This is a genomic window from Arthrobacter gengyunqii, assembly GCF_023022985.1.
Classification (GTDB): Bacteria; Actinomycetota; Actinomycetes; order Actinomycetales; family Micrococcaceae; genus Arthrobacter_B; species Arthrobacter_B gengyunqii.
In genome coordinates this window covers 1,011,415-1,036,349 of sequence record NZ_CP095461.1, presented here as the reverse complement: position 1 = coordinate 1,036,349, position 24,935 = coordinate 1,011,415, and the positions used below count along the sequence as shown (strand labels likewise).

20 protein-coding genes are annotated in these 24,935 nt (G+C 66.3%); 9 read left to right on the top strand and 11 right to left on the bottom strand.

What is annotated here, in order from left to right; genetic code table 11:
* Positions 1–129 precede the first annotated feature (129 nt).
* Positions 130–954 (bottom strand): 16S rRNA (cytidine(1402)-2'-O)-methyltransferase, encoded by an 825-nt coding sequence (rsmI, locus tag MUG94_RS04765; protein WP_279324706.1) that lies wholly within the window; start codon positions 952–954, stop codon positions 130–132.
* Between the two features lie 159 nt (positions 955–1,113).
* Here rsmI and MUG94_RS04760 point away from each other — a divergent pair, with 159 nt between their 5' ends.
* Positions 1,114–2,754 (top strand): dolichyl-phosphate-mannose--protein mannosyltransferase, encoded by a 1,641-nt coding sequence (locus MUG94_RS04760; protein ID WP_227908010.1) that lies wholly within the window; start codon positions 1,114–1,116, stop codon positions 2,752–2,754.
* A 12-nt stretch (positions 2,755–2,766) separates the two neighbouring features.
* Positions 2,767–4,611, top strand: coding sequence for an AMP-dependent synthetase/ligase (locus MUG94_RS04755; RefSeq protein ID WP_227908009.1), 1,845 nt, complete (start codon positions 2,767–2,769; stop codon positions 4,609–4,611).
* A 91-nt stretch (positions 4,612–4,702) separates the two neighbouring features.
* Here MUG94_RS04755 and MUG94_RS04750 read toward each other — a convergent pair whose 3' ends face one another.
* The gene (locus MUG94_RS04750) at positions 4,703–6,322 is read right to left on the bottom strand and encodes a TIGR01906 family membrane protein (protein WP_227908008.1); all 1,620 of its coding nucleotides are present in this window, start codon (positions 6,320–6,322) and stop codon (positions 4,703–4,705) included.
* Positions 6,323–6,494: 172 nt separating this feature from the next.
* Positions 6,495–7,490, bottom strand: a complete 996-nt coding sequence (locus MUG94_RS04745) for a stage II sporulation protein M (protein ID WP_227908007.1) — start codon at positions 7,488–7,490, stop codon at positions 6,495–6,497.
* Between the two features lie 65 nt (positions 7,491–7,555).
* On the opposite strand from MUG94_RS04745, the gene MUG94_RS04740 reads away from it, so the two are divergent.
* A complete protein-coding gene (locus MUG94_RS04740; RefSeq protein WP_227908006.1) occupies positions 7,556–8,359 on the top strand; it encodes an RDD family protein in 804 nt (267 codons plus the stop codon).
* A 37-nt stretch (positions 8,360–8,396) separates the two neighbouring features.
* Here the strand turns inward: MUG94_RS04740 and MUG94_RS04735 are convergent, their stop codons facing one another.
* The 4 genes from MUG94_RS04735 to MUG94_RS04720 form a co-directional block, all read right to left on the bottom strand.
* Positions 8,397–9,635, bottom strand: coding sequence for a L,D-transpeptidase (locus MUG94_RS04735; RefSeq protein WP_227908005.1), 1,239 nt, complete (start codon positions 9,633–9,635; stop codon positions 8,397–8,399).
* A gap of 132 nt (positions 9,636–9,767) precedes the next feature.
* Positions 9,768–11,246 (bottom strand): adenosylhomocysteinase, encoded by a 1,479-nt coding sequence (ahcY, locus tag MUG94_RS04730; protein ID WP_227908004.1) that lies wholly within the window; start codon positions 11,244–11,246, stop codon positions 9,768–9,770.
* A gap of 38 nt (positions 11,247–11,284) precedes the next feature.
* Positions 11,285–11,482 (bottom strand): Trm112 family protein, encoded by a 198-nt coding sequence (locus MUG94_RS04725; protein WP_227891433.1) that lies wholly within the window; start codon positions 11,480–11,482, stop codon positions 11,285–11,287.
* A 97-nt stretch (positions 11,483–11,579) separates the two neighbouring features.
* Complete coding sequence (locus MUG94_RS04720) at positions 11,580–11,894, bottom strand: DUF3499 domain-containing protein (protein WP_432418092.1); 315 nt, start codon at positions 11,892–11,894, stop codon at positions 11,580–11,582.
* Between the two features lie 173 nt (positions 11,895–12,067).
* Between MUG94_RS04720 and MUG94_RS04715 the strand changes: the two genes are divergently transcribed.
* Complete coding sequence (locus MUG94_RS04715) at positions 12,068–12,655, top strand: metallopeptidase family protein (RefSeq protein ID WP_227908002.1); 588 nt, start codon at positions 12,068–12,070, stop codon at positions 12,653–12,655.
* Between the two features lie 18 nt (positions 12,656–12,673).
* Here MUG94_RS04715 and MUG94_RS04710 read toward each other — a convergent pair whose 3' ends face one another.
* Genes MUG94_RS04710 through MUG94_RS04700 form a run of 3 tightly spaced genes read right to left on the bottom strand, consistent with a single transcriptional unit; the run spans position 12,674 to position 18,413 of the window.
* Positions 12,674–14,338 carry a DUF5719 family protein gene (locus tag MUG94_RS04710; RefSeq protein WP_227908001.1) on the bottom strand — a complete coding sequence of 555 codons (1,665 nt, stop codon included), beginning with the start codon at positions 14,336–14,338 and terminating at the stop codon, positions 12,674–12,676.
* Positions 14,335–17,883, bottom strand: coding sequence for a glycosyltransferase (locus tag MUG94_RS04705; RefSeq protein ID WP_227908117.1), 3,549 nt, complete (start codon positions 17,881–17,883; stop codon positions 14,335–14,337). Before MUG94_RS04705 ends, MUG94_RS04710 begins: the two co-directional genes overlap by 4 nt.
* Entirely contained in the window at positions 17,883–18,413 is a 531-nt protein-coding gene (locus tag MUG94_RS04700) for a WhiB family transcriptional regulator (protein WP_231705096.1), read from the bottom strand. The genes MUG94_RS04705 and MUG94_RS04700 overlap by 1 nt, the downstream gene beginning before the upstream one ends.
* A 260-nt stretch (positions 18,414–18,673) precedes the next feature.
* Here MUG94_RS04700 and MUG94_RS04695 point away from each other — a divergent pair, with 260 nt between their 5' ends.
* A complete protein-coding gene (locus MUG94_RS04695) occupies positions 18,674–19,402 on the top strand; it encodes a TIGR03089 family protein (protein WP_227908000.1) in 729 nt (242 codons plus the stop codon).
* On the opposite strand, the gene MUG94_RS04690 is transcribed toward MUG94_RS04695, so the two are convergent.
* Entirely contained in the window at positions 19,380–19,991 is a 612-nt protein-coding gene (locus tag MUG94_RS04690; protein WP_227907999.1) for a GtrA family protein, read from the bottom strand. The genes MUG94_RS04695 and MUG94_RS04690 overlap by 23 nt on opposite strands.
* Positions 19,992–20,178: 187 nt before the next feature.
* Here MUG94_RS04690 and MUG94_RS04685 point away from each other — a divergent pair, with 187 nt between their 5' ends.
* Genes MUG94_RS04685 through manA form a run of 4 tightly spaced genes read left to right on the top strand, consistent with a single transcriptional unit; the run spans position 20,179 to position 24,927 of the window.
* Complete coding sequence (locus tag MUG94_RS04685) at positions 20,179–21,351, top strand: 5-(carboxyamino)imidazole ribonucleotide synthase (protein ID WP_227907998.1); 1,173 nt, start codon at positions 20,179–20,181, stop codon at positions 21,349–21,351.
* On the top strand, positions 21,348–21,875 hold the full coding sequence (gene purE, locus MUG94_RS04680) for a 5-(carboxyamino)imidazole ribonucleotide mutase (protein WP_227891440.1): 528 nt from the start codon (positions 21,348–21,350) through the stop codon (positions 21,873–21,875). Before MUG94_RS04685 ends, purE begins: the two co-directional genes overlap by 4 nt.
* A gap of 11 nt (positions 21,876–21,886) precedes the next feature.
* Positions 21,887–23,506, top strand: a complete 1,620-nt coding sequence (locus tag MUG94_RS04675) for an LCP family protein (protein WP_227907997.1) — start codon at positions 21,887–21,889, stop codon at positions 23,504–23,506.
* Between the two features lie 38 nt (positions 23,507–23,544).
* Positions 23,545–24,927 carry a mannose-6-phosphate isomerase, class I gene (gene manA / locus MUG94_RS04670; RefSeq protein WP_227907996.1) on the top strand — a complete coding sequence of 461 codons (1,383 nt, stop codon included), beginning with the start codon at positions 23,545–23,547 and terminating at the stop codon, positions 24,925–24,927.
* Positions 24,928–24,935 lie beyond the last annotated feature (8 nt).

Below are 24,935 nucleotides of genomic sequence, written 5' to 3'. Positions count from 1 at the left end.
CGTTGCCCGGGCCGGAAAGCCCGTCATCTGTGTTCACCGTATGCCGGTGCCATTCCGACTGTAAATGCGGAAGTGCACCATGCGCCTATCGTGACGCTGTGCACTTGCCCAAAGGCTTGGGCCGAAGGGTTAGGCGCGGGCAGCCAGCACGGCCGAATACAGCTCCCGCTTGCTGATCCGTGCGTCCTCCGCGACGGTGGCCACGGCATCCTTGAGGCGGGCGCCCTGAGCCACCAGCCCGTTCACCGCAGCAACATGGTCTTCAGGCTGTTCGGGGGCAGCAACGCCGGCTCCAGCGACGACGACGGCGATTTCCCCGCGGATCTCGGACGTTTCAGCCCATTCCAGCAGTTCGCGCAGCGGGGCGCGGAGCACCTGCTCGTGCAGCTTGGTCAGTTCGCGCGCGACGGCGGCCCGCCGGTCTCCGCCGAAGGCTGCGTCCAGGGCGCGGAGCATCGGTTCCAGCCGGTGCGGCGCTTCGAAGAACACCATGGTGCGCTGCTCCCCCGCCAGCTCGGACAGGCGTGCGCTGCGTTCACCGGCCTTGCGCGGAAGGAATCCTTCAAAGCAGAACCGGTCGGTCGGCAGGCCGGACAGCGCCAGCGCGGTCAGGACCGCCGACGGGCCGGGGGCCGCGGTTACGGTGAGGCCTTCCTTGGCCGCGGCCTCAACCAGCCGGAAACCCGGGTCGGAGACCGCAGGCATGCCGGCATCGGTCACCATCAGCAGCGTGGCGCCTCCGCGCACCATCTCCAGCAGGTCCGCGGTGCGGGTGGCCTCGTTGTGCTCGTGGTAGCTGATGATCCGCCCGCTCGTGGTGATCTTCAGGGCGGACACCAGCCGGTGCAGGCGGCGGGTGTCTTCGGCGGCGATGACGTCGGCAGTCTCCAAGAGGCCGATCAGGCGGTTGGTGGCATCTCCCATGTTGCCGATGGGGGTGGCTGCCAAAACAATCTGCCCGCCGCCGGTGCGGGCGGCAGCGCCGTCGGCACCGCCGTCGTGCCGGGTGTTTTGGGAGGTGCCGGGGCCGGTGGTCTGCTTGCTGGAATTCACCTTCTAACCCTACGCGAGTTGGCGCCGGCGCGGCCCCGGTGCACCTATAGAGTGGTGCGGGTGAGCCCGACTGTGAGCAAGACCAAAGCCCCCGGAACAGCACCGCTGGTGCAGGATCCCCGCACGGCCTTTAGCGTCACCCAGCTGCGGAACCGCTTGCTGGGCTGGGCGCCGGACACCACCTTCACGCTGGGCGTGTGGGGCTGGGTCCTGCCGCTGATCTCCGCCGTCATCGGCGCGGTGCTGCGCTTAGTCCGGCTGGGAGAACCGCACTCGCTGGTGTTCGACGAAACGTACTACGTCAAGGACGCCTATTCGTACCTCGTGGCGGGGTACGAGCGGCAGTGGCCCGAAAACGCGAACGAGTCCTTCAACGCCGGCCTTCCCGAAATCCTGCTCGCCGAACCGGAATACGTGGTGCATCCCCCGGTCGGGAAATGGATGATCGCTGCGGGAATGGCGCTTTTCGGCGCGGACAGCAGCTTTGGCTGGCGGTTCGGCGCCGCCCTGACCGGCACGCTGACGGTGCTGCTGGTGGGTCTGATCGCCGTCCGGTTGTTCCGTTCGCCGCTGCTGGGAGGCGTTGCCGGACTCCTGTTGGCCGTTGACGGTCATCATCTGGTGCTCTCCCGCACCTCTCTCCTGGACGTTTTCCTGGCGTTTTGGGTGGTGGCTGCCTTCGGTGCCCTGCTGCTGGACCGTGACGACGGGCGGAAGCGGCTGGCCACCCGCCTGTCCGCCTCGTCCGGCGGCGCGGCTTCCCCGGGCGCGGCGGCCCTGCTGTACGGCCCCTGGGTGCTCTGGCGGCCCTGGCGGCTGGCAGCCGGGGTCTGCCTGGGTTTGGCTGTGGGCACCAAGTGGTCGGGGCTGGCCTTTGTTGCCGTCTTTGGCCTGATGACCGTGCTCTGGGACGTCAATGCACGCCGTGTCGCCGGCATCCGGGCCTGGCCAGCGGCGGGACTGCTCAAGGACGGCGTGCCGGCGTTCTTCACCGTCATCCCGGCCGCGGCCCTGGCCTATTTGGCCTCCTGGACGGGCTGGCTGCGCTCCACCGATGCGTACGGCCGCAACTGGGCACAGGACAACCCCTCCGAAACCTGGGGCTGGCTGCCGGACTGGCTGCGGTCGCTGGCGGAATATCACCGCAGCGCGTACGCATTCCATAACAATCTCAGCTCGGAACACGGCTACGAATCCAGTCCCTGGACCTGGCTGTTCATGGGACGCCCAACGTCGTTCTTCTACGAATCCTCAACCCTCGGTGTCGACGGGTGTGCCGCCGACAGCTGCTCCACAGCCGTCTCCTCCGTCGGCAACCCGCTGATCTGGTGGTCCGCGGCGCTGTCCCTGCTGGTCCTGCTTTTCTGCTGGCTGGGCCGCCGCGATTGGCGCGCCGGCGCCATCCTGGCCGGGATCGCGGCGGGTTACCTGCCCTGGTTCGCCTATCCGGAACGCACCACGTTCTTCTTCTATTCGGTGTCCTTCGAACCGTTCCTGATCCTGGCACTGGTTTACGTGCTGGGGCTGATCCTGGGCCGGAGTTCGGATCCGCCGGCACGCAGGCAGATAGGGGCAGCGGTGGTTGCCGTCTTCATCCTCGCCGCCGTTCTGGCGTCCGCATTCTTCCTGCCGGTCTGGACGGCCGAAACTATCCCGTATTCTGACTGGCGGCTGCGTATGTGGATGCCCAGCTGGATTTAGTCTCATTTACCCATGTGCACAGCACAGAAAGAGAGGCCAACGGTGCGCGAATCCGCCACTGATTTACTGGTCCATCTCCCCGAGAAGTCGAACATCACCGACATCCTGGTGGGACTCCATGCGAAGACCCCCAACCACCCCCTGTTCTCGCTGAAGAGTGACGGCGGCTGGAAGGACGTCACTGCCGACGAATTCCTGACAGCTGTGAGCGGACTGGCCAAGGGGCTGATCGGTCTCGGCGTGCGCCCCGGCGACAGCGTGGCCGTCATGTCCAAGACCTGCTACGAGTGGACCCTGGTTGACCTCGCTGTGTGGTTTGCCGGCGCGGTCACGGTGCCCATCTACGAAACGTCCTCCCCCTCCCAGGTGGAGTGGATCATCCAGGATTCCGGTGCCACGCACGTCTTCGTCGAAGATGCGCGGAAAGCAGCGGTGGTATCCGCCGCAGTGGCCTCGGGAGACCTCGATATTGCGCTGTGGCAGATGAAGGCCGACGGCGGCGAGGGAACGTTTGAGGAGCTCATCGCCGCGGGCGCTTCGGTGGACGATGACCGGCTGGAAACCGCCCGGACCACCGCAAACCTGGAATCCGTGGCCTCCATGGTTTACACCTCCGGCACCACCGGCCGTCCCAAGGGCTGCGAAATCACGCACGGCAACTTTGCGCTTTTCGGCGTCAACATTGTGGAGTTCCTGCCGGAAATGCTCAAGCACAAGGACGTCAGCACGCTGATGTTCCTGCCGCTGGCCCATGTACTGGCACGCGCCGTGCAGGTGGGCTGCCTTGCCGCCGGGGTGCGCGTAGGCCACTCCGGCAGCGCCGCGGACCTCATGGGCGATTTGAAGTCCTTCCAGCCGACCTTCCTGCTCGCCGTGCCCCGGATCTTCGAAAAGATCTATGCCGGAGCGCAGCAGTCCGCGGAGGCCGCCGGCAAGGGCAAGCTGTTCACCGCCGCAGCGGACACCGCCGTCGCCTATTCCACCGCCCTGGATGCCGCAGCCCGCGGCGGCAAGGGACCCTCCCTTGCACTGAAGGCACGCCACAAGTTCTTCGACAAGACCCTCTACCCGAAGGTCCGCAACGTCTTCGGCGGCAAGCTGACCCACGCCATCAGCGGTGCGTCCGCGCTGAGCCCGCAGCTGGCTCACTTCTTCCGCGGCGCCGGGGTCATGGTCCTCGAGGGCTACGGCCTGACGGAAACAACGGCTCCGGCCACCGTGAACACCGTCCCGCTGGCCCGGGTCGGCTCGGTGGGCCTGGCGCTGCCGGGCAGCAGGATCCGGATTGCGGACGACGGCGAGGTCCTGATCGCCGGGGCCGGCGTCTTCAAGGGCTACCACAACAACCCCGAGGCCAACGCTGCCGCCTTCAGCGGCGAATGGTTCCATTCCGGGGACACGGGTTCCCTGGACGACGACGGTTTCCTGACCATCACCGGCCGGAAAAAGGACATCCTCGTAACCGCCGGCGGCAAGAACATTGCCCCCGGACCGATGGAGGAGAAAATCCGTGAGCACCGTTTGGTGTCACAGGCAATCGTGGTGGGCGAAGGCCGGCCGTTTGTGTCAGCGCTGCTGACCCTGGACGACGAGGCGCTGGCAGCCTGGGGGCGCGAGAACGGCGTGTCGGCGGTTGCCGCTACGGCTGCCGATAACCCCCGGGTCCGTGCCTCGCTGCAGGAAGCCGTGGATGCGGCCAATGCAACGGTGTCCCAGGCCGAGCAGATCCGCAAGTTCACCGTTTTGCCGCAGGACTTCTCGCTTGAGTCCGGTCACCTGACGGCAACCCTGAAACTGCGGCGCAACGCAGTGATTGCGGATTACTCCGCCGAGGTGGAGAAGCTTTACCAGAAGTAAGCCTGCACGCCGCTAACAAAAAAGCTGCACGCCCCCGGTTCAGGGGGCGTGCAGCTTTTTGTTGTGGATTCAGGGTCCGGGAACCCGCAGGCTAGACCGCTTCCAGGGAATCAAGGTAGCGGCGGCGCGCTTCCTCCTGCTTGCGGCGGGAGCGCTCCCGGCGGGCCTTGGTGGGCCAGGCCGCGATCAGCACCACGATGCAGGTCAGCAGCACCAGTCCGGCAATGGCGATGCCGGCGTCCATCCAGAACTGGGCGGGGAAGAGGCGAATCAGTGTGTCGTCCATGCGGAACGTCCAGTTGCCGTTGGCAAAGAAGATGGTGTGCACCTGGGTGAAGAAGCTTTCCCAGCCCAGCACGGCCGTCACAATCAGCGCGCCGACCAGGACCAGCGTCACCACTGAACCGGAGAACAGTGCACGCCGGATCCCGCCGGGGCTGCGCTTCGCCAAATAGATGCAGGCCAAAAGACTCAGCACCGCCATGGCGAGGGCCGTCACGAAGGCAACGGTCAGCACGGTTTTGACGTCCGCCATATGGCTGACTTCGCTTTCCAGATACAGCGGTTCGCCGCTGGCCATCACCAGGTCACCCAGAAAGCGGGCGCCGGAGAAGTTCAGCAGATAATCCACGGCATAGGAGCCATATGTCATGCGGTCATCCGTGGAGAAACCGTAGCTATCGGCAGGGAACCCCGGCCGGTGGTACTCGACCCAGAGGAACAGCGGGGTGGCCACCGCCCGGATGGCTGCCGCCAGCAGCATGACCGGGAAGAACACCGCAATCATGACCTGCAGGATGCGGGCCAGCACGGGCTTGGCTTCCCCAGCCCGTTCGCGCTCCTGGGCCCGGCGGCGGATTTCCTCGTCGGAGATGTCGTCATCGGCAGGGCGTCCTGCAGATTCGTCAGCACCGTTTATTTCAGGACCGGTGCCGGCTGCTGTGTCAGCCGCGGCAGTGTCCGCTGCCGCAGCAGTGTCCGCTGCGGCACTGTGGCTGCCGGAAACGCGTTCCAGGGATGCCGTCTCCGCGGGAATTGCCGTTTCCGCGGATTCATTCTCCGCACCGCGGTGCTGGGTCGATGCTGCACCGGTGCTGACGGGTGTGGTTTTCGGGGAGTCATCCGAGCCGGCGGTATGAGAAGGTACAGCAACTGCCGTAGCGCCGGCACCCGTCAGAACGGCTGCGGCAGCCGTCGGCGTGGAGCCGGATCCTGAGTCCGCCGCTGTTTCGGAAGGCTCCGGCGCCTTTGCTGCGCTGGTGGACGCCGGCACTTCGGCGTCAATGTGTCCGGCCTGCTCCCGCTCATCAGCGGTGAGGTCCTGGTAGCGGCTGACGTTGGGCATGGTGCTGGCACGACGCATCGGCAACGTGCTCCGCTGGGCAAGGGAAGGATGGCCGCCCGGGACGACGTTGGCGTTTGCAGTACCTGAAGCCTCGGCGAAGGCAGCCTCCCAATCATCGTGGTCGAGGCCGTCGTCGGTCCGGTCGGGCTCGGAAGGTGCAGACCCGGCAGATTCGGCAGGGTCGGCGGCGGCGTCGGCCGCAGCAGCCTTATCGGTTCCGGCCGCGTGGTCGCCGCTCACAATCGTCTCGCTTGCGTCACTGAGCTGTGCGTTTTCTTCGGCGCCCTGCTCAGCGCGGCGCTTCTCGGGTTCAGCGGGGCCTCCGGGCGCGGGGTGTTGCTGGGGGGTATCGTCCTGGCTTGCCACTACTTCCTCTTTCACTTCCCTGGCCTGATGGTCCTGGCCTGTTTGCGGATACCGATGGGCTTTTGCGGTTCCAATCTCCTTCGACCCTACCGGGCGAACACGGCAGGAACCGCGCCGCCACCCCGGACGGAAAAAGACTGCACGGACTGTTACCTCTGAGCCCGCTGATGCTCTAAGCGGTGCGCAGCACGTCGCCGCTGTCGCGGCGTGACAAATCCCCGCGGTGCCCGGCGCGGTACGCCCTGCCGCCCAGAATCAGCGTGTAGGCCCAATAGGCGCAGAACAGGGTGGCTCCGATGCCGATCCGCAGCCAGGTGGGCAACGGGGACGCGGTCACAAATCCCTCCACCAGGCCGGAAAGGAACAGCACGATCACCAGCCCCAGCGCCACGGTGAACAGCGACCGTCCTTCCGCGGCGAGGGACACCGCGCGCGTGCGCCGGCCCGGAGCCACCCAGGCCCAGAAGATCCTCAGACCGGCTGCCACGGCAATGAACACGGCCGTCAACTCCATGAGGCCGTGGGGCAGGATGTAGCTGAAAAAGACGTCCAGCTTGCCGTAGGCGGCCATGGTGCCCCCGGCTACCCCAACGTTCAGGGCATTCTGGTACAGGACAAAAGGCCCCCAGATGCCGGTGATGCCAAAAGCAACTGCCTGAAGAGCAATCCAGGCATTGTTGGTCCAGACCTGGCCTGCAAAGGAGGCAGCGGGGTTTTCCGAGTAGTAGGCGGCAAAATCCTCTTCAACGTACTGCCGGACTTCCGCATCGGAGCCAAGGGCCGCAGCGATGACTCCGGGGGTGTTCGCTGCCCACAGGCCAAAAAGCCATGCTGCCACGATGAAGGCCGCACCCACGGCAACCGTAAGCCAGCGGACACGGTAGAAGCCGGCAGGCAGCGCAAAGACGAAAAAGTGCACCAGGTCTTCGGCAAAGTTGGACCGGGCACCGGTAAAGCGGGTCCGGGCGCGGGACAGCCGCATGGACAATGCAGCGGAGAGCGCCCCTTCCGGGGCCACCGAACGGACCATGGACAGGTGGGCCGAGGCTCGCTGATAGAGGCGCAGCAATTCATCGGCTTCCTCCCCGCTGAGCCGGCGGCGGGCGGCGAGTTCATCCAGCCGCTTCCAGTCCGGGGCATGCACTGCACTGAACGCATCCATATCCACGGTTACACCCTAGCGCTGGGTACAGTGGAGTTCCCACCACGAATTGCCGGCCAGGAGGACCACCCGTGAGTTCCATCGTCACCGGAGAAGCCGTTGTCCTGGAACTGCGCCCGGCGTCCTTCGCCGCGCGCGCCCTCAGCTCGATCATCGACGTCAGCGCCCAGCTTGTGGTCCTCATTGGGCTGTTGCTGCTCTTCGCCCAAACCCTGGGCGAGTCCGTCGATCCCGCGCTGGGCCAGGCCCTGATCCTGACCCTCGTGGTCCTCGTGATGATCGGTGCGCCGGTGGCGGTGGAAACCCTGACCCGCGGCAAGTCCCTGGGCCGCCTGGCCATGGGGCTGCGGATAGTGCGCGACGACGGCGGGGCCGTCCGATTCCGCCATTGCTTCATCCGCGGCATGGCGGCGGTCCTTGAGATTTACATGTCCGCGGGATCAGTGGCATTCATCGCGGCCATGTTCAATGAGAAGTCCAAGCGGCTCGGAGACATGATGGCCGGAACGTATGCGCTGCGGGAACGGGTCACCGCTCCCCCGCCGAACTTGGTCCAGATGCCTCCGTGGCTGCACGGCTGGGCGCAGCTGGCGGACATGGGGCGGTTCCCCGATTCACTGTCCCGCCGGGTCTCCCGCTTCCTCGGACAGGCGCCGCGGCTCTCGCCGCAGGCCCGTGCGGCCCGTGCCGCCGAACTGGCCGCCGAAGTCTCTGCCTTCGTGTCCCCCCAGCCGCCGGCCGGCACTCCGGCAGAGGACTTCCTGAGCGCGGTCATGGCCGAACGCCGGGACCGCGACTACGCGAGGATGACCAGACAGCGGGAGCAGACCGAACGCGTGGGCCGGCGCCTGCACCGGCTGCCGTTCGAGCAGTAGCCGCTCGGGCAACAACTTTCCTGCGGCCGGTTGCCCGCTACTGCTTGGGCTGGCTGATCCACTCCGCCCAGGGCAGGTTCCAGTCCCCGAAACCATCCCACACATACATGGGACCGTAACCGGTGTTCAGCACCTGGACCACGTCTCCGGCGTCGAAGTTGTCGTAGATGTATTTGGCGCCCTCGGGGCTCATACCGATGCAGCCGTGTGAAACGTTGGATACCCCCAGCACGGGTTGCGCCGACGGCAGGGCTTCGTGGATGAAGGCGCCGCCGTTGGAGATGCGGGAGGCATTGTGTGCAGTGACGGGCTCATAGTAGTGCTCGTCTCCGCGCTTCAGCCCGATGGATTCGGCACGGAACGGGATGGACTCATGCTGGTCCATGATCACGTGGTAGCCGATGGTGGACGGCCAGTCCTGCGTTCCCAGCGTGACCGGGAACGTTCGGGTGAGCTGCCCGTCAATGTAGACGCGCATCATCTTGTCGGCGTTGTCCACCACTGCCAGCCGGTTGTTGTGGGTGCTGAAGCTCGCCGTCTCATTGAAGTTGCCGATCATGCCGTTGCCGAAGTCCACACCAAGCAGCTTCATATCCACCGTGATGGTGCTTTGCGGCGCCCAGAACTCTTCGGCCCGGTACCGGACCTTGGTGTCACTGATCCAGTAGAAGGCTCCCACCTGGCCGGATGTGGAGGTGACGGTGATGGCCTCTTCCACGGCCTGCTTGTTCAGCACCGGTTCGCTGAAGCTCAGCTCCAGCGGCTGCCCGGTGCCCACTACGGACCCCGACTGCGGATACATCACGGCATTGGCTTCATTGGCGGTGGAGACGGTGGTGAACTTCCGGGTTTCCGTGCGGGTGTCGCCGTTGGCGTCGGCAAGGGAAAAGGTGAGGGCATACGGAGTGTTGAACGCCAGGGTTCCCGTGGCCGTCCAGGTGGTGCCGTCGGCGCTGAGTTCGCCGGGAACGGGATCGCCGCCGGACACCGGGGCCAGCTTTGCCGATTCCAGTGTCCCCTGCTGCACCGTGATGGCCGGTACGGAGATGGGGTTCACCTCAACGGCGTCCGCTTCCGGGGTGACAACGGCCACCGGCTTGGGCACGGCGGGTTTTGAAGGCTTGGAGTTCGGCGCAGACGCGGTCGATCCGGCGTTTGATCCCTCTTCGGCGACGAAGGAGCACGCAGTGAGCGCACCGCCGCCGCCCAGAAGAAGCACCCCTGCAAGCACGGAACCTGCGATCCTGCTCTTGCGCCTTCTTATGTCCTGTGCCATAACTGCTAACCAATGCTTCCTGGTGCTCTCGACAGATGATGGAGCGACCCTAGCTCCCCCTGCGTCATTTTACGGTACGGCGGCCGCAAAAGATGCCACATCGTTGCCGCCATGGCTGGTGCGGAAAGAGGGCTAGTAGCGGTAGTGCTCGGGCTTGAACGGCCCCGCCGCGTCCACGCCCAGGTATTCTGCCTGGCTCTTGGTCAGTTCCGTGAGCTCAACCCCGAGGGCATCCAAGTGCAGGCGCGCCACCTTCTCGTCCAGGACCTTGGGCAGCACGTACACCTGGTTGGCGTAGCCGCCGTCCTCCACCGGAGTGCCGTGCTTGGTGAAGAGCTCAATCTGGGCAATGGTCTGGTTTGCGAAGGAGTTGCTCATGACAAAGGAGGGGTGGCCGGTGGCGTTGCCCAGGTTCAACAGGCGGCCCTCGGACAGCACGATGATGCTGCGCTGTGAATCCGTGCCCTCGTCAAACACCCATTCGTGCACCTGCGGCTTGATTTCCACCTTGCGGATCCCGGGAACCCTGGCCAGACCCGCCATGTCGATTTCGTTGTCGAAGTGGCCCACGTTTCCGACAATCGCCTGATGCTTCATCTTGGCCATGTGATCGGCCATGATGATGTCCTTGTTGCCCGTGGCGGTGATGAAAAGGTCGCCCTGGCCGAGGACGGATTCCAGCTTCGCCACCTGGTAGCCGTCCATGGCCGCCTGCAGTGCGCAGATGGGGTCGATTTCCGTCACGATGACGCGCGCGCCCTGTCCGCGCAGCGCCTCCGCCGCACCCTTGCCGACGTCGCCGTAGCCGCAGACCACCGCAACCTTGCCGCCGATCAGAGTGTCGGTGGCCCGGTTCAGGCCGTCGGGCAGCGAGTGCCGGATGCCGTACTTGTTGTCGAACTTGGACTTGGTGACCGAGTCGTTGACGTTGATGGCCGGGAACAGGAGCCGGCCCTCGGCCGCCAGCTGGTACAGGCGGAGCACACCGGTGGTGGTTTCCTCGGTCACTCCGCGGACGCCCTTGGCAATCTCAGTCCATTTGCCGGGTGTCTCAGCCAGGGACCGGCGCAGCACGTCGAGGATGACCGTGTATTCGTAGGAGTAGCCGTCGTCGCCCTCCTGCGGATTCTCCGGCACCTCACCTGCGGCTTCGAACTCCACGCCCTTGTGCAGGAGCATGGTGGCATCGCCGCCGTCGTCCAGGATCATGTTCGGTCCCCCGGAGCCCTCGGGCCAGGTGAGGATCTGCTGGGCGGTCCACCAGTAGTCCTCCAGGGACTCGTTCTTCCATGCGAAGACGGGAACGCCTGCAGGGTTCTCCGGGCTGCCGTTTCCCACCACCACGGCCGCAGCGGCTTCATCTTGGGTGGAGAAAATGTTGCAGGAGGCCCAGCGAACCTCGGCACCCAGTGCGGTGAGGGTTTCGATCAGCACAGCAGTCTGCACGGTCATGTGCAGGGAGCCTGCAATGCGTGCTCCCGCGAGCGGCTGGCTGGGCCCGTATTCGCGGCGCAGTGCCATCAGTCCGGGCATTTCATGTTCGGCCAGGCGGATCTGGTGGCGGCCGGCTTCGGCGAGGGACAGGTCAGCGACTTTGAAATCAATGCTCACGCGGGAAATCCTCACTCTGGGTGTCGGAAGCGGAGGCGTTATGTGTCGGAAGCGGACTCGCCTGACACAGCAGAGGATGCCAACAAAACGGGAATGCCTTCGTCCAGGACATAGCGGACCAGATGCCCGCTGGCATCAGGTGCGGTGGAGACCAGCCCTGCGTCGCCCTGTTCCAACGGGGAACCGGTCACGGGACAGCGCAAAACCGCCATCAGGTCGGCAGTGAGTCTAACCATCGATTGCAGCACTTCCTTGGATACGTCGATGCCGTGCTCGTGGAGAACATGGCGCTGGCCCCCAGACTATCCCTTTCTGACACCGGTGGTGCGGCAGTCAGACTTCTTCGCGCAGGACACGCAGGTGGGAGCGGCGGGCGCCGGGATTCTCTGCCGGGGGCTCCAGGGCGTGCTTGCCGGAGCGCTTGGGCGCCTCGGGAGCGGGCCGTTCTGCCGCTTCCCGCACGGCATCCACGAGTGCGGACAGATCGTCGCGGCTGGGGGTCCGCGGCTGACCGGCGAGATCCAGCCGGACCACTTCCCATCCCAGCGGCACGGTCAGCCGGGCAGCGTGGGCGTTGCACAAATCGTAACAATGGGGTTCGGCGTAGGTTGCCAGCGGTCCCAGCACCGCAGTGGAATCTGCGTACACATACGTCAGGGTGGCTACAGCTGCCTCTCGGCACGCTGATCTTGAGCACAGTCGTAAGGATTCCACGGAGGATCACTTTACCTGCAGCCGGCATTCACGGTCGGCAGGCTCGCCGGAAGACAGGCCACCTAAAAGCAGTGCCCGCGGACGGGTCCAGCGGTTACAGTTCTTATATGTCCACCGGACCAACTCTCAGGGTGTATCTCGGCCCCGGCGAAGAGCCGTCCGACAACGGGCCGGAAGATGCCGTTCCTTTCGGGGACGCGCAGGAGCAGGACTGGCTCGACGGCCAGCCGGCTCCCTCCGGCCGTGACCGGATGCCCGGTCAACGGCCGTTCCGGCGGCGCCGCCGGAACCGGCATGGACGCGGGCTCCGCGGTGAACTCATTCCGGCTCATCTGGCAGGCTTCCGCTCCCGTTCGGAGCGCTTCGACGCCTGGGTGCTGGAATCGGCCCAGCGGCTGGAACGGCTCTGGGGCGAGAGCATCCAGTCCTATCAGTTTGTGGTGCAGGACATTCCGCCCGGACTCGAGGAACTCGCGGCAACCTCGGGGAACATCCCGTTCGGGGCAGGCGCTCCCGCGGCGGGGCCCAGGCCGGCCGTGATCACGGTGTACCGGCATCCGGTGGAATCCGCTGCCCGGGGGCTGGTGCCGGTGAGCGAACTGATCCACGACGTTGTTGTGGAACAGCTGGCCACCCTGATGGGCATGGATCCCGAAACGGTGGACCCCACCTACGGCCGTTTCCGGCCGCTCTAGCAGCGGGGCAGTACCGGCTCAGTAACCCAGGCTCACCGGAACAGTGGTGCCGCCAATGTTCCCCTTGGGCAGCGGCAGCACCGAAACGCCGTCGCCCTTTGCCGCCGTGAGCACCTGGGCACCGTAGACGGGTTCGCCGGTGGTGCTGATCAGCACTGCCGCAAGATCGGACCCGACACTGGTTGCCGCAACGTTGATCGTTGATCCCGCCGGCACCGTGACAATCTGCTCATCCGCAAGTTTGCCGTCCCGCGCAACACCGGTCAGGCGCACTTCGGCCTCGCCGGCGGGAGCCGCAAAACTCAGCACCGAGGCGGCGTCGCCGGGCAGCACTGCCAAATGCTCGTTGCCCAGGCGCTCACCCGACGGCGCAACCGCCAGATCCACGGGCGCATCGGCTTTGCTGCCTCGGCTGGACACGGTGCCGGCAACCACCGACACATCGGCGGTGACCTCCACTGAGTAGGTGCCCTCGGGCAGCGAGTCCAGGGGAAGCTGGCCCACGCTGCCGGCAGGAACGGTGAAGACTCCCCCGCCGGGAACGGAAACGTCGCCGTCCTTGCCCAGGATCCGCACGGAGACCACTCCATTGGTGCTGCCGGGAACGGCCACCTGTACCGCCGGGGCCGCAGATTCGTAACCGCGCTCGCCGGCCAGTTCCTTGGCCGCGCCAGCACTCTGGATGCGGACACCGCTGATGATCTGCTGCGGCGAGGCGGCTGCAGACGGTTGGATGAACTCCACACCGCCCGGTGTCAGCCCACGCAGGATGCTCTGCTGCACCATCGCGGTAATCGGTGCCCCGGAACTGCGTACGCGGACCGCCAATCCGGGTTCGTTCGCCGCCACGCCGGCCAGGACAATTGATTTGGTTTCGCCCGGCGGCACCAGGATCCCCCGGGTGCCGGTTCCCTCCAAACGTCCCTTGGAGCCGTACAGCTCAAGGTCGACCGTGGCTGCACTTTCCGAGGGATTGGTGAGGCGCAGCACCGCGGTGGCCCCCACCGTGGTGCGTGCACCGAGAAGCCACATGTCATTGCCCGGGGCCTGGCAGTTCGCCGCAGCGAGACCGGCGAGGTCGCCGTCCTCGGCGGAGAAGCCAACCACGGCGTTTGCCGTCGCCTGCAGTGTGCCGGAGGGCTCGGCGCTGAGGACGGTAGCCTCGGTGACGTTCTCGTCAACCAGGACACCGGCGCTTCTTACGCCGGCCAGCGGCTGCACGTCCACGGCTTCATCGGCGATGGTTTTCAGGACACTTCCGTCGATTTTGAGCAGCGACGACGCCGGAACCGGGTTTCCGGCTCCGCTCAGCACGGCCGCGCTGAGCGACGTTTTGGCGGATTCCGACACGGGACTGAACTGGGGATCGGTCCCCGCAACGGCACCGGACAGCAACCGCAGCGGCTCGGGGCAGACTGCGGTGAGCGGTCCCGCCGGCACATCGGCCGCGGCGCTGTCGACGGTTTTTCCCGCGTTGCCGGAATCAATGACAGCGGATCCGGCCACCACGGCCGTGCCGGCAGCAAGAATGAGCACGGCAGACACCGCCGTGACGGCCTGGCGGCGGCGACGCTGGCGGCGGACCCGGGCCTCAGCCCGGCCAGCCGGAGGCTTCCCGGCGTTGTCCGTCCCGTTGTTGTCTGTTCCGGCCCGACCGTTCCGGGGTTCCTCTTTGCGGCTCATCGGCGCTGTCCTTCCGTTGCGCCGGATTTCCCCGAGGCGTTGACTCTGTCTGTTCGGGCCCCGGCTTCGCCGTCCGACTCGGAGCCTGCCGCGCCGGGGACTGCTGCCGTCTTCGACGGTTCCCCCGGCGCAGTTGCGGCACCGGCGGCTGCAGAGGCGCTGCCGGCGTCTGCGCTTCCGCCGTCTGCAACACCGACGGGTTCGCTTCGCCGCGGAAGCTGACGGCCCGGCAGCCGAACCGCACCGCTGCGTGAACGGGTCGGCAGGGCAAGGAGCACCGTCAGGGCGATGACCAGCACCTGAAGCGCGCCCAGCCAGGGTTCCCAAACAGTGTCATAGCCGATTTCCAGGTTTCCGCCGTCGGCCGGAAGTGTCCAGGCCTGAGCCCAGCCGTCGGCCGTCGCTGCCAGCGTCACTCCGTTCAGGGTTGCCTGCCAGCCCGGATCGGCACGTTCGGCCAGGACAAGCGTGCGGCCTTCGGCACCGGCCGGAATGGAGGCCAGGACGCCGGTGTGCCCGGACTGGACCACGGATTCCACGGAGCCGTCCTCCGCCATGATGCGGACCCGGGCGGTGTCCTCGGACAGCATCTCGGTCCCCTGTTCATCGAGCTGGCCGACAACCCGCCACAGCCAGCCCGATCCGGTCTGTCCCACCGGCGCAAGGCCCGGCACGGAGTCCATCTTCCCGGCCAGCAATTCGGCAGAGGTGTCGGACTGCTGAAGGACAACGTAGCCGACGCCCAGACGGGCCAGCTCCGCGCGGGGATCAACGCCGGTCCCGGCAGTGATGATGGCGACGGCACGCCGCACGTCTGCCGTGGCGTCGTCATCAGCCGCGATTTCCTCGGCGTTGACTGCCCCCGTGATCGTGCGGGCTGCATAGATGGCGGACATGCTGTCCATGGTGGTGCCGCCGCCGCGCATCAGCGCCGCCGTGACGTCGTCGTTGGCGTCGGTGCGCAGCAGCAGGGTACGGGTGCGCTCGTCGCTGGCGCCCCTGTCGGCGGCGGTGGCGGGCAGGGTGCGTTCGGCAGCCGGTGCAACCAGCGGCTGCGCTCCGTGCACGCCATTGGTTCCCTCGGCCGTGGTGGAATCGGTGGCAAGCGGAACGCTCCACAGGGCCAGGCCGGCCGCCGGTCCCAGCGCCAGGAGGACTCCCAGCAGAACGGCGACCGGACGCCCGGCCCGCAGGGAACGTCCTGCTGCTGCGCGCTCCGGGGTTGCCCTTCCGTTGAGCAGGGTGTTGCCAGCCAGCAGGGCGGCACACAGCTGCAGGAATACCGCTGCTGAAACCAGGGGGCCGGGGAACGGCGTCACCAGTGAGTCCGGAGCGGCGCCCGTAGCGATGAACGCCGAGAGCCAGCTCAGGACAAGTGCGCTGAGGCTCAGGATCCAGGCCAAGCGGGCCAGGCCGGTCCGGGGCCCGGCAAAGAGTGCGGCGACGGACAGCAGCAGCACGGGACCGCCGATGACCAGCGCCAGTACCAGCGGCCAGGGCCCGGCCGGCAGGAAGCCCAGCAGGGGCAGTCCCCCGGAGAGATCAAAAGCCAGCGGGAAGCCCAGCAACTGCTGCCACAGGGCGGCCGGATCGAAGCCGAGGGGAACTCCCGGGTCTGCAGCCAGGGCCCGCGGACGCTCCAGAGTGGAAACAACCATGGGCAGCAGCAGTGCTGCTGCCGGAACCAGGGACCACCACAGAGTGCGGGCGCGGCGTCCCACCCGCAGTGAAACCACCAGCACGGCAAGCGCAGCCAGGACAAAAAGTATCGGCGCGGAGGCGGTAACGATGGCCAGCAGCAGTCCGGCTGCGCCGGCTGCGGCCCAGCTGGATTCCTGTCCCGTACGCTGAACCGGCGTTCCGGAGCGGAGCGGTTGGTCATTGAGGCTGCGCGGCGCGGTGCCCACAGCCCTCAGCATGGCAAGCACCAGCAGCGGCAGCAGGATGTGCGCAATCAGCGCCCCGAGACGGCCTTCGCCCAGCGCCACCTGCAGTGCGGGTGCGCCTCCCCAGAAGACCGCGGCCCAGAAGCGCAGGCCGCGGTGCCGGGTCAGCGCACCGGCAGCGAACCATGCACTGAGGCCGGCCAGCGGCATGGCAGTGAGCACCAGCGTGACAACGGCGGTGTTGGTGTTGCCCAAACCTGCCGCACCGAGCAGCCACAGCACGTAATCGAAGGGATCACCGTGACCCGGGTAGCCGGAGCCCAGGTCAATCCACCAGGACGAGGCGTTGTCCCAGATTTCACCAAGGTTCCCGGAGAGCGGCAGCAGTGACCCGCCTGCCAGCGCGGGTGCTCCGATGAAGCGGTGCAGCCCGATCAGCGACGCAGCGAGCAGCACCAGCATTGCCGCGACGGCGCCGGCGCCCACCCAGGCGCGGGAGGGGGCAGCCAGAGCGGCAAAATCGTTGTTGGAATCACCGCTGGGCTCCAGGGAGCCGCTGTCCCGGGACATTCCGGGACGTGTTGCAGTGCCGGCGGCCTGAGCCGGGGAGAGGGGATCCTCGGCGTCGACGTGAGCCGGGTCCGCTTCGAAGAGTGACCGGCGGTGTTCACGCACCTCGCGGCGGCGGGTGCGAAGGGCGCGGACCGCGCTGCGCGGCCGCGTCCGGGTGGCCGCAGCGGCACGGCGGGAACGGTAAAGGTCCAGGGGGCGCAGCACGGCGCCGATGCTGGCGACAAGGGAGCCAAAGGCATAACCGGGGTCTTTGGCGAGCATCCCCAGAATTAGCCGGCCGAATCCGCCCAGGACCGCGCCCAATGCAAGGAAGGGAACCTGCCACAGCGGCGCGTGTTTGAGTCTCAGGAAGATTTCCGCACGCCGGGAGGCGCCGGCGGACGCGGCGGTGTTGGGCCGGCGTCCCGCGTGGCGCACCTTGGCGGCCGGAACGACGACGACGCGGTGTCCGGCCAGGCGGTTGCGCCAGCACAGGTCAACGTCGTCACCGGTGCCGGGAAGCGCGGGGTCAAATCCGCCCAGGGCGTCCCAGACATCGCGCCGCACCAGCATGCCGGCTGAGTTCACGGCGAAAACGTCGCTGCGCGCGTTGTACTGACCCTGGTCCAGCTCGTCGGCATCGATCAGTGTGAGGCGTTCAGCCCACCGGCTGATCGAGACACCAACGTCCACCAGCAGCCGCTGGTTGTCCCAGTCGACCTGCTTGGCGCCGGCAATGGTGACCGACGGCGCCCGCTCGACAGCCAGGAGAAGCTCCTCGAGGGCTTCCGGCGCGGGTGCCGAATCATCGTGGAGCAGCCACAGCCAGTCCACGGTGCCGCCGGGAGAAACCGGTGCGGCAAGCTCGTTCAGCCCGGCCTGCACTGCAGCGCCAAACCCGGATTTTGCCGGCACAGCGGCAATCACGGCTCCGGCGGGCAGTCCACTGCGCAAAAGAGAAAGGGAATTATCGGTGGAGCCTGTGTCTACGCCGACATATAGATCAGCCGGCCGGGTTTGACCGGCCAGCGCGGTGAGCGTTTGGGGAAGGTATTGTGCGCCGTTATGCGAAACAACAACGGCACAAACGCGAACATGCGAAGGAATTAGACTGCCTGCTTCCGAAGCCGGCGGCGTTCGCGCTCGGACAGACCGCCCCAGATACCGAACCGCTCATCGTTGGCCAATGCGTACTCCAGGCACTGTGACCTCACGTTGCAGGCGGCACACACCTTCTTGGCGTCGCGCGTTGAACCGCCCTTTTCCGGAAAAAACGCTTCCGGGTCAGTCTGCGCACAGAGGGCGTCGGACTGCCAGCCCAGTTCACCGTCGTCGTAGTCGCCGAGGCCGGGCAGGCCAATCCAGACCGGCCGGGTGTCTTTCTCCGCGGGCGGCGAAAACAGAGCGACGGGAGGATCCAGGAGGTCTGCTTCCCGGGTGTCCGGAGCGAGGGCTTCATGGGCCGCCAGGAACGCTGTGGCCTGGTCCTCCAGCCCGGCGGCGTCCTGGCGGTAGCGTTCAGCCGCTCCCGGGTCCGCGGGGTCCACGTACCAGTCCACTGGCACACCCCGAGAGCCGTAGCTAGCGGATGCCTGCGCGGCAATGGACTGGTCGTGCGTGTATTCTGCCTGCCCCATGGAAGTCCTCCCGGTGTTATTGTCCCTGCAGCGGATCTCTGAGCCCTGCGCGGCACAATCAGCCTGCTTGGAATGCATCTTGGTGGTGGATTGCTGGAACAAATCCGATACCTAATTACACGCGTGTAATACGAAGACGTCAAGCTGTTTCGGCATCCTATAGAGTCGACTCCTCAGAACCCGTGCACGCCACGCCCGGATTTTCGGCCTCATCATCGGCGCGTCGCGTTTGCGCTGCCCGCCTTAGGAAAGAGTTCCACATGCCAGCCAGGATTTCCGTTCCCACCCTACTGTCCACCCTGCGCACCCGTCAGGCGACCTCTCCGGCGCTGACATGGTACGGGCCGAACTCCGAACGGATTGAGCTCTCGGGCAAGGTGCTGGACAACTGGGTTGCGAAGACGTCAAACCTCTTGGTGGACGAGCTCGACGCCGAACCCGGAATCCGTCTCCTGCTCGACCTTCCGGTGCACTGGAAAACTCTGGTGTGGGCGCTGGCGGCATGGCAGACCGGCTGCACGGTGATCCTGGGAAACCCTTCCGAGGCCACCGCCGCCCCGGATATTGCCGTCACGGCATCGCAGGCGGCGCTGGACGCGGCTGACGGAATGGTTGTGGCGGTGGACCTTGGAGCACTGGCGCTGCGGTGGTCCGGGGACCTGCCTGCGGCCGCAGTGGATTACGCGGCAGAGGTCCGCAGCTATGCGGACACCTACACGGGCGGGGATGTTGCCGAAGAGGGCTACACCGCACTGCACAGTTCACTGGGCGCCGGCACGAACCTCACCTACGGGCAGCTGGCGGAAGCAACTGACGGCGGTGCTGCGCAGACGCTGCTCATTCCGGCGTCCGAGGATCTACCCGCAGTCCTCGCGGCCTCGCTTCGCACCTGGGCTGCCGGCGGAAGCGTGGTGCTCGCGGCTGCAGAGGTGGAAATTACCGAACGGCTGATTGCCGCCGAAAAGATTACGGCGCAGCTGGAGGCGTAGGCTTCGCTTCGAGGCTGGAGGTGCCGGACCCGCCGCTCTCCCCCGCCGGGGTGGAGCCGTTTCCGGTGCCGTCGCCGGTTTTGCGGGCGGGGCCCTTGGTGCCGTCGTCGAGCAGTTCGTAATCGTCCTGGAAGCCTGGCTCTTCATCCAGTACCGCATTGAAGACCCAGAACCGGTAGGCGAAGAACCGGAGAATGGTGGCCACGCCAATGCCTACGATGCCGGCAAATCCGAGCCACTTGGCGTCGGTGATGCCCATTGGATACTGGGCAACCCAGGTAAATCCACTGGAGATGACAATGCCGACGCCGTTGATGATGAGAAACAGCACCAGTTCACGGGTCACGTTGTTTTGGCGGCGCCTGCGGAAGGTCCAGAAACGGTTGGCCACCCAGGAAAACAGGGTTGCCGCGGATGCGCTGATGAGCCGTGCCTTGGTGGCGCTGCCCTCCAGGACGCCGTGGTAGAGCAGCCACCACAGCCCGTTGTCCACAATGAAGGCGAAAGCGCCCACTGTTCCAAACTTCGCTACTTCGCGCCAAAACAACGAGGCCAGGCCTCTGATGCGCGCAGACAGTGATGAAAACATGATCCTCCGAGGCCGTTGGTGCGCCGCCGGCCGGGATTGCCGAAGCTGGACACAGTAACCCGCCGCACGTGGAAAGGCAGACGGTAAGACACAATATTACCCCCGTAGTGTGGGAGTTCCCTGAAGGTGAGGTCACCAGGCCGTCCGGCAAAAGTGGATTACGGTCTCTTTTCGGTAACCTAATGTCGTGAGCTTTCCTATAATTGGCGTCGTCGGCGGTGGCCAGCTGGCCCGGATGATGGCCCCGGCAGCAGTTGCCCTTGGTTTCGAACTCCGTGTTCTGGCTGAAGGGCCCGATGTTTCGGCCGTGCCGGCCGTCGTCCGAACCACGGTCGGAGATTACACCGATCTGGACACGCTGGCCGCGTTTGCCTCCGGGGTGGATGTCCTGACCTTCGATCACGAACACGTTCCGGGAGCGCATCTGACCACTCTCGCCGCAGCGGGCGTCAACGTGCAGCCCTCCCCTGAAGCCCTCATCCATGCCCAGGACAAATTGGTCATGCGCGCTGCCATTGACCGGTTGGGCCTCCCCAACCCGCGGTGGGCTCCCGTGTCAGGCGTCTTGGATCTGGTGGACTTCGGCAAAGCGGCCGGATGGCCCGTTGTGCTCAAGACACCGCGCGGAGGCTATGACGGCAAGGGCGTGCGGATCATTGTCGACGCCGATGCAGCAGCCGCCGCCGCGGACTGGTTCACCGGCGAACCGCTCCTCGCCGAAGAGATGGTGCCGTTCAGCCGTGAACTCTCTGCTTTGGTGGCACGGACCCCGCGGGGCAGTGCACTGCCCTGGCCCGTAGTGCACTCCATCCAGGTGGACGGTGTGTGCGACGAAGTCATCGCCCCTGCCCAGGACCTGGATCCCCAGGTCGCAGCCGCCGCCCAGGACGCCGCGCTGCGGATCGCCGCTGAGCTGGGCGTCACGGGCGTGATGGCTGTGGAGCTGTTCGAAACCCCCGGACGCGGAGCCGGATTCCTGATCAACGAACTGGCGATGCGCCCGCACAATTCCGGTCACTGGACCATGGACGGATCCGTTACCGGCCAGTTTGAACAGCATCTGCGGGCCGTCCTGGACCTCCCGCTGGGCGCCACGGATGTCCTTGGCGGCGTCGTTGTCATGAAGAACTACCTTGGCGGTGCCAACTTGGATCTGTTCAGCGGCTATGCTCAGGCACTGGCCGCCGAGCCGGCAGCCAAAATTCACAACTACGGCAAATCGGTCCGTCCCGGCCGTAAGATCGGGCATGTCAACGTGGTGGGCCGCAGTGCTGCGGATCTGCCCCGGGTGCGGCGCAGCGCGGAACACGCGGCCGCCATCCTGCGTGACGGCCGCGACTCTTCGAAGGAGAACTCATGAGCAGCCGCGACACCCCACTGGTAGGACTCGTGATGGGTTCGGACTCCGACTGGCCCGTCATGGACGCGGCGGCCGCCGCCCTGGCCGAGTTCGGCATTCCGTACGAGGCCGACGTCGTCTCCGCCCACCGGATGCCCACGGAAATGATCGAGTACGGCCAGCAGGCACACCGCCGCGGGCTGCGGATCATCATCGCCGGCGCCGGCGGTGCCGCGCACCTGCCCGGCATGCTGGCTGCCGTCACTCCGCTTCCGGTGATCGGCGTCCCGGTGCCGCTGAAGTATCTCGACGGCATGGATTCCCTGCTCTCGATCGTGCAGATGCCTGCCGGTGTGCCGGTGGCAACCGTCTCCATCGGCGGTGCCCGGAACGCCGGCCTCCTGGCCGTGCGGATGCTCGCTGCGGGCACCGACCCGCTGGCCTCCAAGCTGCAGCAGCAGCTGCTGGAGTTCGCGTCCGGACTTCGCCAGACAGCCCTGGCCAAGGGCGCCAAGCTGCGCACCTCCGTCACCGGCAGCGACTAGGACTTCTGCGCATGGACCCGAGGAACAAAGAGAACGACGGCGCCGGCCTGCTGACGGATCCCGTCCGCAATCCACAGTCGGCACCGCCGCATATCCGCACCAAACGGGCATTCATCCTGCTGCTGCTCACGCTGCTGCTGCCCGGGTCCGCTCAAGTGGTGGCCGGAAACCGCCGGCTCGGCCGGCGCGCCCTGCAGGTGACCTTCACCGTCTGGGCGCTGGTCCTCGCAGCGCTGGTGCTGGCCCTTACCAACCGGATTATGCTGGTGAACCTTGTCACCAACGGTTGGACCTCCTTTATCCTCATGGTGGCCCTGATCCTGCTGGCGGTGGGATGGGCGCTTCTTTTCCTGAACACGCTGCGCATCATCCGGCCGCCCCTGTTGGAACGCCGCATGCGCCCTTTGATCGCCGGGCTGCTCACCGTCCTCGTGGTCGGCACCAGCGGCGGCCTGGCGTACGGCGCCTACATGCTGAACATCAGCCGCCATGCAGTTGGCAGCATCTTCGCTTCCGGGCCCTCCCTTGATCCGGTGGACGGCCGCTACAACTTTATGCTGATGGGCGGCGACGCCGGTGAGGACCGGACGGGTCTGCGCCCGGACAGCATGTCCGTGATCAGCGTTGATGCCAAAACCGGCAAGTCGATCACTTTCAGCCTTCCCCGCAATTTCCAGAACGCCCCCTTCCCGGCGGACTCCCCGCTGGCGGAGGTCTATCCGGACGGTTACAACTGCGGCGACGAGTGCATCCTCAACAGCCTCTACCAGACAGTGATGGAGAACTATCCGGATCTGTACCCGGGCTCCGCCGATCCGGGTGCCGAAGCCATGATGGACGCCGCGTCCGGCATCCTGGATCTGGAGGTCCAGGCCTACGTCATTGTGGACATGGAGGGTTTTTCCAAGCTGATCGATGCCATGGGCGGCATCACCATCAACGTCGGCGGCTGGGTTCCCATCACCGCCGGGGAAATCCCCGGAACCAACCGGCACTATCCGCCGGACGGCTGGATTGCTCCGGGCACCCAGAAGATGGACGGCTACACGGCGCTCTGGTATGCCCGGTCACGGGAGTTTGTCACCGACTACCACCGGATCGCCCGGCAGCAGTGTGTGCAGCAGGCAATGGTGTCCCAGTTGGACCCGGCCACACTGCTGACCCGCTTCCAGGCCATTGCCTCGGCCGGGGAGCAGATCGTCGAGACGGACCTTCCGCAGGACCAGCTCGGCAGTTTCCTGGACCTGGCGCTCAAGGCCAAGGGCCAGCCGATGGAGCGCCTCACCATCGGCCCGCCGGACTTCGGCACCGCAGCGGACAACTTTGTCACGTACCCGGACTTTGACGAGATTCATGCCCGCGTGGCCGAGAAGATCTCCGGCCAGGACGTGGAGCCTGCCGCGCCGGCCGAGGAAGCTCCCGCCGATGAGGGCGCGGCCGCCGAACCCGAGGGCGGAACGGACACCAGCACCGACATTGGCACGGAGACCGGTGAAGTTGCGGACCCGGGCGCCGGGGCAGCCGAGGAGCCGGAGATCACGCAGGAGTATCTTCAGTACCTGGCTGAAATCCAGGACGATGCAACGCTGGGAGCCCTGCTCAACAACAACGGAAACTGCAGCCCCGGATAGCCGGCCGCCCGCACCTGACTACCGCCGAGAAGAGAGCCATGTACCTGCTGAACAACACCATTCGGCCCTATGCGTGGGGTTCGGTTACCGCCATGGCTGAACTTTTTGGCCGGGAACCAACAGGTGAGCCCGAGGCTGAACTGTGGATCGGCGCCCATCCGGGTGCGCCGTCGGCCCTGGTGCCGCCGGTGCCTGACGCGCAGACGCTGGATGAACTGATCGCTGCCGACCCGCAGCAAATGCTTGGCCGGGAGACGGCGCGGGCCTACGGCGGGGTCCTGCCCTTCCTCGCCAAGGTTCTGGCGGCCGGGTCTCCGCTGTCCCTGCAGGTCCATCCCACCCAGGAACAGGCCCGTGCAGGCTTTGCCGCCGAGGAGGCCGCCGGACTGGACCGCGGTGCCGCGAACCGTAACTACAAGGACCAGAATCACAAGCCGGAAATGATTTTCGCGCTGACTCCGTTCGAGGCACTGTGCGGCTTTCGGGAACCGGATGAAGCGGCGGACATCTTCCGGGCTGTCGTCCGTGCGGTTGACCGGCAGGGCCGGGAGGTTCCGGAGCTGCTGACCTGGGCGGTCGCCGAACTCTCCAGCGGCCACCCCGCACCGGACCGGCTGCAACGCGTCTTCCGCGCCCTGATCGAGGGCGGCGATGAGGTGCGTGACGCCGTCCAGGTGACGGCCGCTGCCCTCGCTGCCGGCCGGGACGTCGGCGGTGCCACTGCCGACGCCGGGAAATCAGGGGCAGCGCCGTACGCGAAGGAGCTGGCGACGGCCGTGGAGCTGAACGCCTACTACCCCGGCGACCCGGGGGTGCTGCTGTCCCTGCTGCTGAACCGCGCATCCCTGCAGCCCGGCGAGGCGGTCTACCTGCCCGCAGGCAATGTGCACGCGTACCTCAGCGGCCTGGGCATTGAGGTCATGGCCTCCTCGGACAACGTGCTGCGCGGCGGACTGACGCCCAAGCACGTCGATGTCCCGGAGCTGCTCAAGACGGTGGATTTCCGTCCCCGGGGCATCCCCTCGCTGGAACCGGTCTTCACGCAGATGGGCCAGGAGCTTTACCGGCCGCCGTTTGCCGAGTTCGCGCTGCAGCGGATCGAGCTCGAACAGCGCGTCTCCGACCCTGGAGAGGGCTACTCCCCCGCCGCGTCCATGTCCGGATCCGATGTGTCGGTGCTGCAGAACGGGCCGACGGTGGTGATCGTGGTGCGGGGCACCGTCGTCTTGGACTCCCCCAAGGGCGACCTCGTGCTGGAGACCGGGCAAAGCGCCTTCATTCCGGCCGCGGAAGCACCGGTTATTGCGAAGCTCTCGGCCCATTCAGCGCAGCACGACGACGGCGCCCTCGCCTTCGCGGTGACCGTGGGTTCCACGGAGGCTGACGTTCCCGACCCCGCGGCACCCCGCCTGGACCTCTAGCCTCGCGT

Bases quoted from the DNA above. Each gene is read 5' to 3' on its own strand.
- MUG94_RS04710 (WP_227908001.1), bottom strand. From the start codon at position 14,338: ATGAGCCGCAAAGAGGAACCCCGGAACGGTCGGGCCGGAACAGACAAC.
- MUG94_RS04675 (WP_227907997.1), top strand. From the start codon at position 21,887: ATGGACCCGAGGAACAAAGAGAACGACGGCGCCGGCCTGCTGACGGAT.
- purE (WP_227891440.1), top strand. From the start codon at position 21,348: ATGAGCAGCCGCGACACCCCACTGGTAGGACTCGTGATGGGTTCGGAC.
- MUG94_RS04755 (WP_227908009.1), top strand. From the start codon at position 2,767: ATGTGCACAGCACAGAAAGAGAGGCCAACGGTGCGCGAATCCGCCACT.
- MUG94_RS04715 (WP_227908002.1), top strand. From the start codon at position 12,068: ATGTCCACCGGACCAACTCTCAGGGTGTATCTCGGCCCCGGCGAAGAG.
- MUG94_RS04690 (WP_227907999.1), bottom strand. From the start codon at position 19,991: ATGTTTTCATCACTGTCTGCGCGCATCAGAGGCCTGGCCTCGTTGTTT.
- MUG94_RS04735 (WP_227908005.1), bottom strand. From the start codon at position 9,635: ATGGCACAGGACATAAGAAGGCGCAAGAGCAGGATCGCAGGTTCCGTG.
- MUG94_RS04700 (WP_231705096.1), bottom strand. From the start codon at position 18,413: ATGGGGCAGGCAGAATACACGCACGACCAGTCCATTGCCGCGCAGGCA.
- manA (WP_227907996.1), top strand. From the start codon at position 23,545: ATGTACCTGCTGAACAACACCATTCGGCCCTATGCGTGGGGTTCGGTT.
- MUG94_RS04725 (WP_227891433.1), bottom strand. From the start codon at position 11,482: ATGGTTAGACTCACTGCCGACCTGATGGCGGTTTTGCGCTGTCCCGTG.
- MUG94_RS04695 (WP_227908000.1), top strand. From the start codon at position 18,674: ATGCCAGCCAGGATTTCCGTTCCCACCCTACTGTCCACCCTGCGCACC.